Origin of the sequence: Martinezella multihospitum (genome assembly GCF_900094585.1) — a bacterium.
In the GTDB taxonomy this organism is placed as follows: Bacteria; Pseudomonadota; Alphaproteobacteria; order Rhizobiales; family Rhizobiaceae; genus Rhizobium; species Rhizobium multihospitium.
In genome coordinates this window covers 987,137-1,002,338 of record NZ_FMAG01000001.1, presented here as the reverse complement: position 1 = coordinate 1,002,338, position 15,202 = coordinate 987,137, and the positions used below count along the sequence as shown (strand labels likewise).

At 60.9% G+C, this 15,202-nt stretch carries 14 protein-coding genes; 2 read left to right on the top strand and 12 right to left on the bottom strand.

The genetic code is table 11. The features are described 5' to 3' along the window. The first annotated feature begins 302 nt into the window (after positions 1-302). A complete protein-coding gene (locus GA0061103_RS04505) occupies positions 303-1,628 on the top strand; it encodes an MFS transporter (RefSeq protein WP_092707464.1) in 1,326 nt (441 codons plus the stop codon). Positions 1,629-1,720: 92 nt separating this feature from the next. Here GA0061103_RS04505 and GA0061103_RS04500 read toward each other — a convergent pair whose 3' ends face one another. The 12 genes from GA0061103_RS04500 to GA0061103_RS04445 all read right to left on the bottom strand — a co-directional run bounded on the left by GA0061103_RS04500 (position 1,721) and on the right by GA0061103_RS04445 (position 13,575). Next, on the bottom strand, positions 1,721-3,085 hold the full coding sequence (locus GA0061103_RS04500; RefSeq protein WP_092707462.1) for an amidase: 1,365 nt from the start codon (positions 3,083-3,085) through the stop codon (positions 1,721-1,723). 17 nt (positions 3,086-3,102) lie between these two features. Beyond that, positions 3,103-4,320 (bottom strand): ABC transporter substrate-binding protein, encoded by a 1,218-nt coding sequence (locus GA0061103_RS04495; RefSeq protein WP_092708640.1) that lies wholly within the window; start codon positions 4,318-4,320, stop codon positions 3,103-3,105. 16 nt (positions 4,321-4,336) lie between these two features. Continuing rightward, complete coding sequence (locus GA0061103_RS04490) at positions 4,337-5,389, bottom strand: CobW family GTP-binding protein (RefSeq protein ID WP_092707461.1); 1,053 nt, start codon at positions 5,387-5,389, stop codon at positions 4,337-4,339. Continuing rightward, a complete protein-coding gene (locus GA0061103_RS04485; protein ID WP_092707459.1) occupies positions 5,379-5,711 on the bottom strand; it encodes a hypothetical protein in 333 nt (110 codons plus the stop codon). Before GA0061103_RS04485 ends, GA0061103_RS04490 begins: the two co-directional genes overlap by 11 nt. Before the next feature lie 51 nt (positions 5,712-5,762). Further along, positions 5,763-6,644 carry a polysaccharide deacetylase family protein gene (locus GA0061103_RS04480; RefSeq protein ID WP_092707457.1) on the bottom strand — a complete coding sequence of 294 codons (882 nt, stop codon included), beginning with the start codon at positions 6,642-6,644 and terminating at the stop codon, positions 5,763-5,765. Positions 6,645-6,676: 32 nt separating this feature from the next. Continuing rightward, positions 6,677-7,780, bottom strand: a complete 1,104-nt coding sequence (locus GA0061103_RS04475; protein ID WP_092707455.1) for an ABC transporter ATP-binding protein — start codon at positions 7,778-7,780, stop codon at positions 6,677-6,679. A 75-nt stretch (positions 7,781-7,855) separates the two neighbouring features. Continuing rightward, the gene (locus GA0061103_RS04470) at positions 7,856-9,088 is read right to left on the bottom strand and encodes an ABC transporter substrate-binding protein (RefSeq protein ID WP_092707453.1); all 1,233 of its coding nucleotides are present in this window, start codon (positions 9,086-9,088) and stop codon (positions 7,856-7,858) included. Between the two features lie 96 nt (positions 9,089-9,184). Next, positions 9,185-9,952 (bottom strand): SDR family NAD(P)-dependent oxidoreductase, encoded by a 768-nt coding sequence (locus tag GA0061103_RS04465; protein WP_092707451.1) that lies wholly within the window; start codon positions 9,950-9,952, stop codon positions 9,185-9,187. A 13-nt stretch (positions 9,953-9,965) separates the two neighbouring features. Beyond that, positions 9,966-10,706, bottom strand: coding sequence for an SDR family NAD(P)-dependent oxidoreductase (locus GA0061103_RS04460; RefSeq protein WP_092707449.1), 741 nt, complete (start codon positions 10,704-10,706; stop codon positions 9,966-9,968). Beyond that, on the bottom strand, positions 10,706-11,551 hold the full coding sequence (locus GA0061103_RS04455; protein ID WP_092707447.1) for an ABC transporter permease: 846 nt from the start codon (positions 11,549-11,551) through the stop codon (positions 10,706-10,708). The genes GA0061103_RS04460 and GA0061103_RS04455 overlap by 1 nt, the downstream gene beginning before the upstream one ends. Positions 11,552-11,553: 2 nt before the next feature. Continuing rightward, entirely contained in the window at positions 11,554-12,453 is a 900-nt protein-coding gene (locus GA0061103_RS04450) for an ABC transporter permease (protein ID WP_092707445.1), read from the bottom strand. Positions 12,454-12,501: 48 nt separating this feature from the next. After that, positions 12,502-13,575, bottom strand: coding sequence for an ABC transporter ATP-binding protein (locus GA0061103_RS04445; RefSeq protein WP_092707443.1), 1,074 nt, complete (start codon positions 13,573-13,575; stop codon positions 12,502-12,504). A gap of 552 nt (positions 13,576-14,127) precedes the next feature. Between GA0061103_RS04445 and GA0061103_RS04440 the strand changes: the two genes are divergently transcribed. After that, positions 14,128-15,138 carry a GntR family transcriptional regulator gene (locus GA0061103_RS04440; RefSeq protein WP_092707437.1) on the top strand — a complete coding sequence of 337 codons (1,011 nt, stop codon included), beginning with the start codon at positions 14,128-14,130 and terminating at the stop codon, positions 15,136-15,138. The last annotated feature ends 64 nt before the right edge of the window (positions 15,139-15,202 follow it).

Below are 15,202 nucleotides of genomic sequence, written 5' to 3'. Positions count from 1 at the left end.
TTGATCGGGACGCGCTAATCGGCTCGCCGGCCGAAGTTTTTGCTGTGCGCCCAATTCGGCAAAACCACCCTCATCCACAGCCGCTTGAACGCTCGCTCGATCCGCAGGCGGATCGAGTGCCCGCGATTTTGCGCCTATTGACCTTTTCATACATAAATATATTCTGCGTATATGCATATAGATGGCCGCTGTTTTGGTGGCCTTCACGACAATGGCCGGATCAAGATCCGGTTCGAGCATGAAGGCAGCCCTGCCCGCGATGGTCTCGCTGTGAGGGCATTCTGCCTTTGGGAGGAGCAACTATGACTAACGACAATCCGGCGCTGCAAAGCGCCGTGCGCAAGGCGACGATTCGCCTCCTGCCTTTTCTGGGCCTGATGCTGATCCTGAATTTTCTAGATCGCTCCAATGTCGGCTTCGCCAAGGTTGCCTATCAGGCCGATACCGGCATTTCGGATGCGGCCTATGCTTTTGGCGCCGGCATTCTCTATCTCGGCTACGCCACCTTCGAAGTGCCGAGCAATCTCATCATGCAGCGCGTCGGCGCCCGTCTGTGGCTGAGCCGGATCATGATCACCTGGGGTATCGTTTCCGCGTGCATGGTCTTCGCCCATACCCCGACAAGCTATTATATCGTCCGCTTCCTGCTCGGCGTCTGCGAAGCCGGCTTCTATCCGGGCGTTCTCCTCTATCTGACCTATTGGTTCCCGGCCAAACAGCGTGCCCGCGCCACAGGCCTCTTCTATCTCGGCATTCCCCTGTCGCTCGTGATCGGCGCACCACTGTCCGGCTGGCTGCTGACCCATCACGATGTCCTCGGCCTTACCAACTGGCAATGGATGTTCGCGGTCGAGGGCTTGGCGGCGACCGTCGTCGGCATCATGGCTCTCTTCTTCCTGACAAGCCGCCCGAACGAGGCAAAATGGCTGACAGCGGAAGAGAAAAGCGCGCTCAACGCCGTCATCGAGGCAGAAGAGCGCAGCAAGCTTTCCGAAGTGAAGCATTCCGTCTTCAGCGTGCTGAAAGACTGGCGCGTGCTTGCCTTCATCGGCATCTATCTCTTCATCCAGATCGGCGTCGGCCCGATCACCTTCTATCTGCCGGCGCGGCTGGCGCAGGCGCTCGGCGGCGGCGTCAATACCTGGGTCGGCGTGCTCCTCGGCCTGCCCTGGCTCTGCGCGCTCTTCGCCACCCGCTTCTTCACCGTCTATGCCGACAAGCATGACAACCACCGCATCGTCTGCATCGCCATGCTGACGGCCGGCACCATCGCGCTCGGAATGATCGGCCTGACCATGAACCCCTGGGTGATGGTGATTGCAGCCTGCATCGCAGTTCCGGGGCTTGCCTCTTCGCAGCCGGTTTTCTGGAGCCTGCCAACCCGCTATCTTGGTGGCGTCGGCGCGGCAAGCGGCATCGCCTTCATCGTCTCACTCGGCAACCTCGGCAGCTTCGCCTCACCACAGATCAAGGCCTATGTCGATGCCGCCACAGGCAACGGTGATATCGGCTTCTATATCCTGGCCGGCTGCTGCTTCCTGTCGGTGGTGTTGCTCATTGCACTGGGCTCGCACCGCCACTGGATCGTCGATGCTGAACCGACCGCCGGCGGCGGCCGCACGCATTGAACAGACAAAAACATTCGGTCCCCACCCGCCTCGACGCAGGTGGGGATCAACGCAATAAGGCAAATCCGCGATAAGATTTCCCCGAAATTGCTCTAACCGGCGATGATCTCTTCAAGCGCCAGCGCTGCACCCAGCAACCGCTCGTCATGGTTCTTCGGCGCCGACAGCAGGAAGCCGACTGGCATGCCTGCTTCACCCGTGCCGCAAGGCAGCGAGACCCCGCACCAATCGAGGAAATTGCCGATTGCCGTATTGCGCAGCGTCCTGCCATTGACCTTCGCGAACAATTCGTCATCGGCCTCCAGCGGCGCGAGCGCCGGAGCAACATGGGCAACCGTCGGATAGGCGATGAACTCGTCCGGCCCAAGCGCGCCGGCAACATCCCTGACCAATTGCTCGCGCACCTTGAGCGTTTCCAGATAGCCGACCAGCGTCGTCTTCTCTCCAAGCCGCGTCCGCGCGACAACACGCCGATCCATGGAATCAGCTTCCGGTCCCGCCAACCGACGATGATGCAGTACGAAGGCCTCGGCAGTAACCAACGGCCCATACTCAGCCATCAGCTCAAAGAGCCTTTCGAAAGCCGGAAATGCAGCTCGCCGGATCTTGACGCCAGCAGCACTTAACCGGGTGAGGGTGGCCTCGAAAGCTGCAAGAACACCATCCTGCGCGTTATCCATGACGATATTCGTCGGCACCACGATGGAGAGCCCGGCGGGTTCAGCACGCTGCACCTCAGGGACAAAGCGCCCACGCATCGCAGCATCGACCCAGATCGCATCTTGGACGCTGCGGCACAAAGGCCCAAGCGAGTCGAGACTGACCGACAGCGGAAAGACACCGCCCATGCTGTAGCGGCCATGGCTTGCCTTATAGCCGACAAGGCCATTGAAAGCAGAGGGTATGCGCACGGAGCCGCCCGTATCCGTGCCGATCGAGACCGGCACAAGGCCTGCCGCAACCGCGACGGCAGACCCCGAGGACGAACCGCCCGGAATGCGCGCGACATCCGTTGCCAGCGGGTTGAGCGGCGTGCCATAATGCGGATTGAGGCCGAGGCCGGAAAAGGCGAATTCGCTCATATTGACCCGACCGACGGCGATCATGCCGGCAGCCTTCAACGCCTTGACGACATCGGCGTCATCCTGCGCAGGCTCGGCATTCGCAAGCACAATCGACCCGGCCGTCGTCGGCAGGCCGGCAATGGCGAAGAGGTCCTTCCAGGCGACGGGAATGCCGTCCAGCAGCCCGCGTGAACGCCCCTCACGCAACCGCTTGGACGAAGCAACCGCCTCCTCCTTCGCCCGCAGTTCCAACAGCCGCGTGAAGATCGCCTGATCCTTGTAAGTCCGGATCGCATCAAGGCTCTCCTCGGCCAGCGCGATCGGATCGAGACTGCCGGACTGGATGAGGACCGAGAGCTGCGCGATCGATTTGCCGAGATGTGTCTGTGTCATAGGCCCTGCTCTCCTCTTCAGCCGACCAGCTGCATCCAGCGGCGCACGAGATAATTGTGCTCATCCATTGTCGTATTCCAGACGGCAATGCAATTGGCGCGCTGCCAATATGATCCGCCGCTACGCACCGATCCTTTCCTGATCCGCATCTGCCCATCCGGGCCGGGCAGATCCTCGGTTGCGGCGGCACCTTCGTACCAGTAATCCCATTCGGCCTGTGTCATGAACTGGCGCGAGCGCTGCGGCGTCGAAATGTAATAGCCCTGCCTCGCAACGACAGCACCGGGCCAGCCCGATATCCACCAGTTCAGATAGTCATAGGCGACATCGAGCAGGCGGCCGCTCAAGTGCTTCGAAAGGCATAGGCCACCATGCCAGGCGCGATAACCTTCCGCCGGCACGGCCTGCTCGACGGGGGAGCCCCTGGAATTCAGAATGCCGATGCCGGGCGACCACATGCTCTGGACGCTGGTTTCGCCTGCCATCATCAGTTGCGCCGCATCTTCGGCGGTCTTCCAGAAATCCCGGAAAAAGCCGGCCTTCTTGCGCTCCTCAAGGAGATCGATCAGCTGGTCGATCTCCTGAATGGACATGTTGCCGATATCGTTGAAGGACATGAGACCGGCGGCCTGTGCCGCGAGCGCCGCATCGAAAATGCCGATGGCGGGCTCGTCCACCAACGCCACTCTTCCCGCCCAGCGCTCGTCGAAAAGCGCACCCCAGGAATGCATGCCGACGCCATTCGGGGCCAGATCCGTCCGATAGGCGAAACTGTCGAAATTATGCGTCGTCGGCAGCATCGAGATGAAGCGCGACGGCGTATCGCCCAAGGCGAGGTTCGGCTGCACGAAGAGCTTCTTCGCCGGCACGTCGCCAAGCCCCATTCGCGGGTTGGGGCCGATATGGCCGGTCTTTGTGAGATCGTTGACCTCATCCCAGAGCACGATGCGCTGGGTGTCAACAGGCTGGATCGCACGCCAGTGCCAGACGATATCGAGATTATGGAAGCACTGGTCGTAGATATCGTAGGTTTCCGGCTCACGGGCCGCTTTATACTGCGTCGTCAGGAAGTCGTTGTTGTCGAAGGTGACATCGATACCGAGATCGTCCTGCGCGCGCAGGCGCAGTTCCTCCAGCAGCGAGATTGCCGTGCCGAGAATGCGCAGGCGCGGCCGGCCCTTCAGATGCAAGGCGGGAGCGGACATGCTTTTGGCGACGGATTCATGCTTGTTCATGGAGATACCGGTTGTCTCATCGCGCAGCAGCGATCGGGTAAGACGCTGCAGGCACATGCGCCAGTGTGAAGGCTTCGAAGGACCGTTTCAATAGCGCGCCGTCGAGCCCATCCAGAATGAAGACCAGCCGCGAGCTGCGATCTTCCGAAGGCCAGCTATCCATATGCACTGGCGTGTGTACGAGATGCTGGACGCCATGGACGGCTACCGGCCGCTCTTCGCCGCTGAGATTGAGGATGCCTTTCACGCGCAGCACGCGCTCCCCATGCCGGTTGAGCAGCATGGTCAGCCAGAGCCCGAAAGCCGTCCAGTCGACAGGCCTGTCGATGCTGAGCGAAATCGACGAAATGGCTGCCTTATGCGGTGCACCATCCGATGAGACGAGCTGCACCGGCTCCTCGCAATAGAAGCCGCTCTGCGATAGGCCGCTGCTCGGTGACGCAGCGCTCTGAATGGCGACCAGCGAGGAGAGATCAAGATCCGGGTCAGCGGCCATCAGGATCGGGGCATCGGGATTGAGTGCACGAAGGCGAACCTGAAGATCCCCTCCATCAAAGTCCCCCTGAAGATCGGTCTTGGTGACGATCAACCGGTCCGCGACCGCTGCCTGCCTGTTGGATTCGATATAGGTGTCGAGCTGGCAAAGCCCGTTCACGGCATCGACGGTCGTGATCACGTTGCCGGCGCAGAAGTGATGGCGAAGGACCGGATCGGCCTTGATGGTCGAGAGCACAGGGAAAGGATCGGCAAGCCCGGTGCTTTCGATGATGACCCGCCGGAATGGCGGCAGCAGCCCGCGCTCGCGGCGGGAGTAGAGTTCCTTGAGTGCTGCGGCAAGTTCGCCGCGCACCGTGCAGCAAACGCAGCCGGAGCGCAGCAACACCATCTCGCCATCGACGCTTTCAACGAGATCGTGATCCAGCCCGATCTCGCCGAATTCGTTGATGAGCACGGCGGTATCGGCAAAGGCCGTATCGGCCAGGATGCGCTTGAGCAGCGTCGTCTTGCCGGAGCCGAGAAAGCCCGTCAGCAGGTTGATCGGCAGAAAGCCGCTTTCCTCAATCGCCATGCCGCGCCTCCATTTTCGCGATGAAGGTGATATCGAAGGGATCACAGGGCCGGCCGACGAGCCTTTCGGCCGCCGGCCAAAGATGACCGAGATCCTCGATGATCTCGCTCCTGCCCGTTTTCGTCGACAGCACGAAGGATGCGCCCTGCCAGTCGGAAAGGACAAGGCCGAAACCCGAGAGCATCTCGTTGGCGGCACGCACGCGCTCGGCCCGCTCACGCCGCCGATCAAAGCTGGCGTGATTGCGCGTGAACACGCCTGGACGTGCCGCGGCATCCGTCCAGTGCTCGTTGCCGCCGAGCACGCCGCACAGTGAACACATGACGATCCACCTCCTTCAGAATTGATGCTCTCGGTCTTTCAGCCTAGCCGGCTATTTCTTGCGCGGAAAGCGGGCGGCGAAATCGTCGGCAATCTCATTCATCGTCACGAACTTGACGCCGGGATGCTTGATCATATGTGCGTAGAGCCGCTCGAGCATCATCAGCACCTGCGGCCGGCCGGCGACATCGGGATGGATGGTGATCGGGAAGACCGCATAATCCATCTCGCGATAGACCCAATCGAACTGATCGCGCCACATCTGCTCGATATCATGCGGATTGACGAAGCCGTGGCTGTTCGGGGCTTTCTTGATGAACATCATCGGCGGGAGGTCATCGAGATACCACGAGGCCGGGATTTCGATCAGATCGGTTTCCTGGCCGCGCTTCAACGGCACCATCCAATCTGACGGCTTGCGGGAATAGTCGATCTTCGTCCAGCTGTCGCCGACACGCACATAATAGGGCGTGAAGTCCTTGTGCATCAGCGAGTGGTCGTACTTGATGCCGCGCTCCAGGAGCAGCTCGTTCGTCACATTGGAGAATTCCCACCACGGCGCGACATAGCCGGTCGGGCGTTTGCCGGAAAGCTTGGTCACGAGCTCGATGCACTTATCGAGAATCTCGGTTTCCTGCTCGCGCGTCATGGCGATCGGGTTTTCATGGCTATAGCCATGGATGCCGATTTCATGGCCGGCGTCGGCCACGGCCTGCATCTGCTCCGGGAAGGTCTCGATCGAGTGGCCGGGAATGAACCATGTCGTCTTGATGCCGAAGCGCTCGAACAACTTCACCAGGCGCGGACTGCCGACTTCGCCGGCAAAGAGGCCGCGCGAGATATCGTCAGGCGAGTCCTCCCCGCCGTAAGAGCCGAGCCAGCCGGCGACGGCATCGACGTCGACACCAAAACTGCACAGGATTTCTTTTGCCATGGGATGACCTCCTTTAATTGCGTTTTCTATGATCAGTGAGTTGGGATGACGGTCGCGTCGGCCGGATCCCAGGTAAGCATGACTTCGGCGCCCACGGGAAAGGCGCCGGGCCGGTATTTGTCGACATGCGCTTCCAGCGCCAGACCGCGGCCGTCGGGCAGGCTGATGCCGATCTGCGAGATATGGCCGACGACGTCGAAACGCTCGACGCGAGCGCCGACCACGTTACCGCCGAAAGCTCCGGCAAGGCTTTCACGTGCCGAGGTTTCCGCCGTGTGAACCTCGATCGCCTCCGAGGGAATGACGATGTTGACCTTGCTGGAAAGACCGCCATTGGCGCAGCCCGATAGCAAACCGAACGCGGTCGAGACGAGCGTGCTGTCGGCTTGTGCACCGGCGACTTCGCCTTCGAAGATGGTATTGCGGCCGATGAACTGCGCCACGAATGGGGTGTTCGGGCGTGTGTAGAGTTGATGCGGCGGGCTGATCTGCTCCACCCTGCCCTGGTTCATCACGACGATACGGTCGGACAGTGCCAGCGCTTCGGACTGGGCGTGGGTGACGAAGACGAAGGTGACGCCGAGCCGCTTCTGCAACAGCTTCAATTCGTTCTGGATCGCCTTGCGCAGATTGGCGTCGAGCGCGCCCAACGGCTCGTCGAGAAGCAACACATCCGGCTCGACTACGAGGCCGCGGGCAAGCGCGATGCGCTGGCGCTGGCCGCCGGAGAGCTTGTCCGGCTTGCGCTCGGCAATATCCTCCAGACCAAGAGTCGCGAGGATACGATCGACCCGTGCATCCCGCTCGGCCTTTGCCATGCCCTTGACCTCAAGACCGTAACCGACGTTCCGCCGGACGGTCATATGCGGGAAAAGCGCATAGTTCTGGAAGATCATCGATGTCGGCCGCTTCTGCGGCCTGACATCGTTCATGCGCGCACCCTTGATCATCATGTCGCCGGAGGAGATGCTTTCGAAGCCGGCGATCATGCGAAGCGTCGTTGTCTTGCCGCAGCCCGACGGGCCGAGAAAGGCGATGAACTCACCCTTCTTGATCGAAAGATTGAAGTCGATGACGGCGGGCGTGCCATTGTCATAGACCTTGCCGACATTGATGAGTTCCAAATCATACGTCACGAGAGTTCTCCGGGCGTGGAGGAGGAGGCGGATATCGCCTCCCCGCATTGCCGAGCATGGGTGGCTGACGCCGCATCACGCATTGAGGAATTCATCCCACTTCTGGACGAGATGGTCGTATTCGTCCGGCCACTGGTGCCAGTAGGCGACGTTCTTGGCGCGCTCCGCCAGCGAGCCGCCATCGCGCAGATCGCCTTCCTTGATGCCACGCTCGGAGGCGCCGACCCACGGCTTGCCCTCGTACCAGAAGGCATATTTATCCGGCGCCATGACCTTCTGGATATTGGTCGATGGCGAGTAATAGCCCTGTTCGGAAACGGTGATGCCGGGCTCGCCCGAAAGCCAATAGTCGGCATAGGCGATGACGGCTTCCTTGTTGGAGGTGCCAGCGATCATCGAAGGCCCGATCGCCCAGCCGCGATAGCCTTCCTTCGGCACGGCGTATTTGCAGGCCTTGCCCTGCGCCTTGACGGCCATCACGGCCGGCTGCCAGGCATCGCAGACGACCATCTCGCCTGATGCCATCAGGTTGACCAGCTCGCCGAAATCGCCCCATAGAGCGCGGAACTGCCCATCCTTCTTTTTCGACACGAGGAATTTTGCCGCCTCGTCGATTTCGGCCGTCGTCGGGTTGGCCGGGTTCTTGACGTTCGAAAGTCCCAGCGAGTTCATCGCCATGATCGCCTGGCCGAAAGCGATCAACGGATCGGTATTGAGACCAGACTTGCCCTTGAACTTCGGATCGAAGATGGCCGCCCAAGTATTGGCTTCCTCAGCCGACAGGACATCGGGATTATAGCCGATGGAATCGTAGTTATAGACGGCAGGCACCATGTTCAGTGTCGTCTTGGCCTCATCGGCCCAGATCTGCCCGACGATCTGCTGCTTCGGATCCCACTTGTCGGAAGGCTTGGTGAAGGTGTCGCGGATGTTGGCCCAGTTCTTCAGGGAGGCGGCCGGGATCGGCTCGACATTGTTGGTCATGACGATCGAGGGCAGCCGCTCGGCGATGATCTCCCAGCAATCATAATCCTTGGAACCGGAGAGGATTTTGGTCTGCGCATCCGGAAAGGTCGCTGCAGTTCCCGAGGTCTGTCCAACGCCGCTTGCCTTGCGGAAGTCGTCTAGGATGCGCTCCTGAACGGTGACCGAAAGGCCGATGGTGCGCAGCTGCTCCTTGGCGAGACCGGCGGCTTGCGCGTAAGCCGCACGCGAGGAGAGGAACGGCGTGCCGCCACCAATCGCGAGCGCCATGACGCCGGCGGAATGCTTCAACAGAGAGCGTCTGTTCATTTCCATTTTGGACATTTTTGTTCTCCAGTGCTGATTGCTGTTCCCTTGGCCCTTGGTGGGCCTGTTTCATTGCCTTATCGCTTCGCCCAGCGGTTGCCGGGACGATGGCGATCAGTACCGCCCCACAAGGAGGCCGCCATCCACGACCAGAACCTGGCCGGTCATGTATCTCGCGCCCTTCGACGCGAGGAATGAGATCACGTCGGCGATGTCTTCCGGCTCGCCGAGTCGGCCCATCGGAATGAACTCGGCTGCCTTCTCCGCGCCTGCGGGGCCGAGCGAATTCTCTTCCGAAAGAAGCTGCGCGGTGCGGATATAGCCCGGCGCAATGCCATTAACCCTGATGCCGTCCTTCGCCAGTTCGACGGCAAGCCCGCGCACCAGTCCGACGACCCCGGATTTCGCTGCCGAATAATGGACATGCTCATCCCACCCGTAGGCGACGCCCATGATCGAGGAGAGCGCGACGATGCTTCCGGATTTGCGGGCACGCATGCCCGGTACGGCGGCACGCACCAGCTTGAAGATGCCCTTCAGGTCGACATCCATGGTCAGATCCCATTTGTCGTCGGTAAGTTCGCCGAGCGGCGTTCGATGAGCTATGCCGGCGTTGGCGACGATGACGTCGATCTTGCCGAAACGCGCCTCGATACTGGCGACGAGCTTGTTCGCGGCATCCGTCGAGCGGACGTCGTAGAGATGGAATTCGGCCGAACCGCCGGCGGTAAGGATGTCGCGGACGGTCTGCTCGCCTTCCTTTTCGAGGATGTCAGTGACGACAACATGGTCGCCGAGCGCGGCAAATGCTTTCGCGGTCGCCTGACCGATGCCGATACCCGCGCCCGTGACGATGACCACTCGCTTCTCTAAACTGTCCATCTGCTTTTCTCCTTCAGAGCATCACGTCGCCGGAATTAGGACCGAGCGTCTGGCCGACGAAAAGGCTCGCTGCCGGTGACGCCAGAAACGCCACGGTCGCGGCGACCTCCTCGGGCTCGCCGAAGCGGCCGAGCGGCAATTCACGTTTCTTGCGTTCGCGCCATTCTTCGGAAAGACCCAGCACCAGCGGCGTATTGATCGGCCCTGGCGCCACGGCATTGACCCGCACCCCGCGGTTCGAAACTTCGCGGGCCAGCGCCTTGGTCATGCCGATGATCGCCGCCTTGGCGCCGGAGTAATGGACGAGCTCAATGCCGCCGATCTGCCCGAGCTGGGAGGCGACATTGACGATCACGCCCTCGCCACGCGCCAGCATCGACGGGATGACGGCCTTGGTCATGAGAAAGGTGCCACGCACATGCACCGCAAACATCCGGTCGAAATCCGCAAGTTCAAGATCTTCGAAAGCTGCCTGATGCGCGATGCCGGCATTGTTGACGAGAAGGGCGACGTCGCCGTGCGAGGTCTTGGCGGCGGCATAAATAGCCGCCACGTCCTCGGGCCGCGCGACGTCGCCGGCGATCGCGGTCGCCGCACCGCCCGCCTTGATGATATCGGAAGCAACTAACTGAGCGCGCTCCCCGGAGAGATCGTTGACCAGAACCGCATAGCCGTCTGCGGCAAGGCGTAGCGCAATGGCGCGGCCGATGCCGGAGCCGGAGCCGGTGACAATGGCGGAAAGCTTACTCACCATCATGCGTCCTCCTGAATGCGGACGCGCTTGGCACGGCGGACCGACAGACCCATCAGGATGGCGTAGGTGCCGAGGAGTGCGAAGGAGAAGAGCGTCGTCAGCACGCCGAAGGCGAAGACGTTCGGATGCACCTCGACCGAGAAAGTGCCGTAGATGGCGAGCGGCAAGGTCAGTTCGCGGCCGGAGGCAAACAGCGTGCGCGAAAACTCGTCATAGGAGAGCGTGAAGGCAAACAACATGGCCGAAAGCACGCCCGGGAAGATCAGAGGGAACGTGACCTTGCGGAAGGTGCGCGCCGGCGTGACGCCGAGCGACCACGATGCCTCCTCCATGCTCGGATCGAAGCGGTTGAAGATCGCAAGCATGACGAGGAAGGCGAAGGGGAAGGTGTAGACGACGTGCAGCACGAAGGCCGTGCTCCACCAGTGCCGGTCGATGCCGAAGGCATTGGCTACGAGCGCCATGCCGAGGCCGACCAGCACGCCCGGCACCATCATGCCGAGAACGATCAGATAGAAGGCGAGGCCCGAGCCGCGAAACTTGCGGCGAAAGGCCTGGGCGGACATGACGCCGAGCACGGTCGAAACGACCATCGTCATCAACGCCAGAAAAAGCGAGCGGATCAGCGCCTGATCGATCGGCAGCGGCGCGATGCGCGAGGGCGGCGTCAAGCCGAAGAGATGCCGATACCAATAGGTCGACCATTCGATGATCGGGAATTGCGGACCGCCCTCCGGTCCGGTCTGGAACGACAGGATCGCCAGGACGACGAGCGGTCCGTAGAGGAAGATCAGGAAAAGGGTCGTATAGACGCCCAGGCCGAGCTTGATGCCGCCAGCATTCATGATTAGAGCTCCTTTCTAAGGTCGACGACCTTAAGCAAGGCTGCGACGACAGCACCCATGACGATGGTCAGGATGACGCCGGCGACGGCGGCAAAGGCCCATTTCAGCGAACCGACCTGGGTGACGATGATATTGCCGAGCAGATTGACCTTGCGGCCGGACAGGGCAGCGGACGTTGCGAATTCGCCGAGAACCATGACGGAGACGAAGATCGCGCCGACCACCACACCCGGCATGGAAAGCGGCAGGATGATCGTGCGGAAGATGCGCCAGAAACCCGCACCAAGATCCTGGGCAGCCTCGATCACCGAGGCGTCGATGCGGCCCATCATGAAGGCGATCGGCCCGACCATGAAGACGCAGTAGATCTGCGTCATGCCGATGATCACCGACAACTCCGAGAAGAGAAGCACTTCTATGGGGTGCTGCACAATGCCGAGCTTCATCAGGATCATGTTGATGGCGCCCTCGGTGCCGAGCATCGGCCGCCAGGCGAGAACGCGGATCAGGAACGAGGTCCAGAAGGGGATGACGCAGAGAACGAGCAGCACGGTCTGCAGCGTCTTGTTCTTGATGAGGAGCCCGACAAAGAGCGCAGCGGGATAACCGACGACGAGCGTCGAGATCAGCACGAGCAGCCAGATGCGGATCGTCGTCCAGAGCGCCCCGAGATAGGTGGAGCTTGTCAGGAAGGTGATCCAGCTCTGCAAGGTCAGTGTCGGTTCGATCTTGAAGGTCGTCTGCGTCCAGAAGGACACATAGACCATCATCAGGATCGGCAGGACGAGGAAGGCGACCATCCAGATCATGCCCGGCGCCAGGAGCCAGAGCGTCTTGTTCGATTTCCGGCGCACGGTTGCGCCTTCCTGCACGGCTTCCTCTGTTGTCGCGACCATGGTCATATCTCGCTCTCCTTGGAGGGTCCGGTGGAAGGGTTCGAAGGGCTCACATCAACCGAAAACAAGGGCATCCTCCTTCTTCCAGACGAGCGCATAACGATCCTTTTCGACAAAGGCCGGCGGGCTGGCGTGACTGAGATGGGATTCGACTTCGAAAACGTGGCCGCCATCGAGCGCGAAGAAGGAATTGACCGCCGCGCCGGAATATTCGCTGGCGATGAAATCCGCCTCGATGCGCACTTCGTCATCTAAGAGCGCCGCATCGCGAGGGCGGATCGAAACACGATCGTAGCGGATCGCATAGGCCGGCTGCGGCGCCTTCCTCGGTGATCCGTTCAGCGGAAAGCGACCAGCCGGCCCGACGAAAGCATCCTCGACGACATCACCGGCAAAGAGGTTGTAGCAATTAAGAAAGCGGGCGACCGAGGCCGTTGCGGGACTATTGTAGACGACATCCGAAGCGGCGGCCTGGGCAATGCGGCCACGATCAAGCACAAGCACCAGATCTCCCATCGCCAGGGCCTCGCTCTCACTGCCGGTGACATGCAGGAAGGTGACGCCGCAGCGCTCGCGGATGATCTTCAGCTCGCTGCGCATACGGCCACGCAGATTGGCGTCGAGCGCGCCAAGCGGTTCGTCCAGCAGCACCATCTTCGGCTCGGTCACCAATGTGCGTGCCAAGGCGACGCGCTGGCGCTGGCCGCCGGAAATCTGCGTGACGGCGCGATCGTCAAATCCCTTGAGGCCGACCAGCGACAGCATGTCCTGAACCCTCCTTGCCAGGATGCGCGCATCCGTTACGGGGTCGACCTTGCGATTGCGCAGGCCGAAGGCGACGTTTTCGGCGACGGAAAGATGCGGAAACAGAGCGAAGTTCTGAAAAACGAAGCCGATGCCGCGATCATGTGGCTCCACGCCATCGAGCCGTTTGCCGTGGAAGAAGATCGAACCGGCATCCGGCTCCTCGAAGCCGGCAATGACGCGCAAAAGCGTCGTCTTGCCGGAACCGCTAGGGCCAAGCAGCGAGATATAGGCATTGTCGGGCAGAGAGAAGTCTATCCTGTCGAGCGCGGCGGCCGCGCCATAGGACTTGGTGACTTGGCTGAGCTGAAGAACGGTCGACACCGAATTCCTACCAGTTTCAAGGCAAGGACCATCCTTCGGGCAAGGCTCCGCCAGCGTCGAGATCGCAGCGATCCGGACATTCAGACGTCAGCCTGCATTCGCGCATGATCACATGCGCGTCAAAGAGATGTTCCTTGGCGTTTCAAAGAGTTCCACCTGCGACGCTTCTCACGAGCGCCTTGATGATGGGAGCATTACATAAATGATTTTTGTATTCAATAGACTTTTTCTGAAAAATCCGAGCCCAATGTCACAAATGATTGAGGAGCAACTGACGAGAAAGACGACGACCTGCCGGATACTTCCGATCGCGCCCAAAATTGGCGGCAAAGCGGCCGCTGCAACTGTCATGGCGTGACGTTGCACCCAAGGTCATTCAGAAAAACAACACGCCTTACGGCGCTACAGATCGGCACCTACCGAAGTGCAGCTTGCCAAATTTGCGCGCTAAAAACATATTTTGTATTCAATAGTCATTTATTTTTGCGCTATGTTAGGACTACAAAACGCGTAAGAGTGAGGCATCGGAACGACGTGAGTCCATTGCATCAGATGACCGAAAACCATGCGCGCCCGAATGCGCAGAAGCGCTATGAGATCGCCGAGGATGTTCTGCGCGGTAATATCGAAGACAATACCCTGCCGCAGGGCGTGGTACTGCTCGAAGGGCCGATCGCCGATATCCTGCAGATCTCGCGCGCGCCCGTGCAAAGAGCGCTGCAGGCACTGGAGAGCGAAGGGCTGGTGCATCGCTTCAACGGGCGCGGCTATCTCGTCGGCCCAGCCGGCCAGGGCATCGAGCCTAGGCGCACCGATATCAAGACCCTCGGTCTCACCATCCCGCGCCACGCGGACGAGGCCCTGCAAAGCCGCGCCTCCTGGGAGCGCATCTACAATACCGTCGAGGCCGATGTCGCCGGCTGCGTCGTCTTCGGCCAATATCGCATCATCGAGATCGAGCTTGCCGACCATTTCAACGTCAGCCGCACCGTGGTGCGCGATGTACTCACGCGCCTGCGCGAGCGTGGTCTCGTGCGCAAGAACCAATCTTCCCACTGGATCGCCGGCCCGCTGACCGCACAGATGATCAAGGATCATTACGGCCTGCGCGGCATGCTCGAACCGCAGGCGCTGGTCGCCGGAGCCAGCCGTGTCGACCGGGAGCGATTGGGCGACCTGTTCGAGCGCCTCTCCGATCTCGAGCGGCGCGAACCGGCCGATCATCTTGCGGCGCTGGAAACCATCCATGCCGACTTTATCGACATCTGCATTCTCGCAACGCCGAATGAGCGGCTGAAGGAATCCATCCGCAACAACCTGCTGCCAGTCACGGCGACGGAGCGATTGTTGCGGCGGCTCGGCCTGCCCGGCGATCCCGCCATCATCACGGAACTGCGCCTTGTTACGGAACTGCTGCTGCGGGGCGCGGTGAAGGCGGCGGCGGCGATGATGGAGAACCATCTCGAAGCCTCCGTCGACCGCACGATCGCGCAGATGAAGATCGTCGCGATCATCCCCGGACCCGGCGTGACGGCCGCCTATCTGACCCGCGTTCTCGAGTGAGGCACAGGCAATCCTTGACCTGTGCTGGAAACGGGGGATCGAAGAGGCGATCATCCATTTAACT

Bases quoted from the DNA above. Each gene is read 5' to 3' on its own strand.
- GA0061103_RS04505 (WP_092707464.1), top strand. From the start codon at position 303: ATGACTAACGACAATCCGGCGCTGCAAAGCGCCGTGCGCAAGGCGACG.
- GA0061103_RS04500 (WP_092707462.1), bottom strand. From the start codon at position 3,085: ATGACACAGACACATCTCGGCAAATCGATCGCGCAGCTCTCGGTCCTC.
- GA0061103_RS04495 (WP_092708640.1), bottom strand. From the start codon at position 4,320: ATGAACAAGCATGAATCCGTCGCCAAAAGCATGTCCGCTCCCGCCTTG.
- GA0061103_RS04490 (WP_092707461.1), bottom strand. From the start codon at position 5,389: ATGGCGATTGAGGAAAGCGGCTTTCTGCCGATCAACCTGCTGACGGGC.
- GA0061103_RS04485 (WP_092707459.1), bottom strand. From the start codon at position 5,711: ATGTGTTCACTGTGCGGCGTGCTCGGCGGCAACGAGCACTGGACGGAT.
- GA0061103_RS04480 (WP_092707457.1), bottom strand. From the start codon at position 6,644: ATGGCAAAAGAAATCCTGTGCAGTTTTGGTGTCGACGTCGATGCCGTC.
- GA0061103_RS04470 (WP_092707453.1), bottom strand. From the start codon at position 9,088: ATGTCCAAAATGGAAATGAACAGACGCTCTCTGTTGAAGCATTCCGCC.
- GA0061103_RS04465 (WP_092707451.1), bottom strand. From the start codon at position 9,952: ATGGACAGTTTAGAGAAGCGAGTGGTCATCGTCACGGGCGCGGGTATC.
- GA0061103_RS04460 (WP_092707449.1), bottom strand. From the start codon at position 10,706: ATGGTGAGTAAGCTTTCCGCCATTGTCACCGGCTCCGGCTCCGGCATC.
- GA0061103_RS04455 (WP_092707447.1), bottom strand. From the start codon at position 11,551: ATGAATGCTGGCGGCATCAAGCTCGGCCTGGGCGTCTATACGACCCTT.
- GA0061103_RS04450 (WP_092707445.1), bottom strand. From the start codon at position 12,453: ATGACCATGGTCGCGACAACAGAGGAAGCCGTGCAGGAAGGCGCAACC.
- GA0061103_RS04440 (WP_092707437.1), top strand. From the start codon at position 14,128: ATGACCGAAAACCATGCGCGCCCGAATGCGCAGAAGCGCTATGAGATC.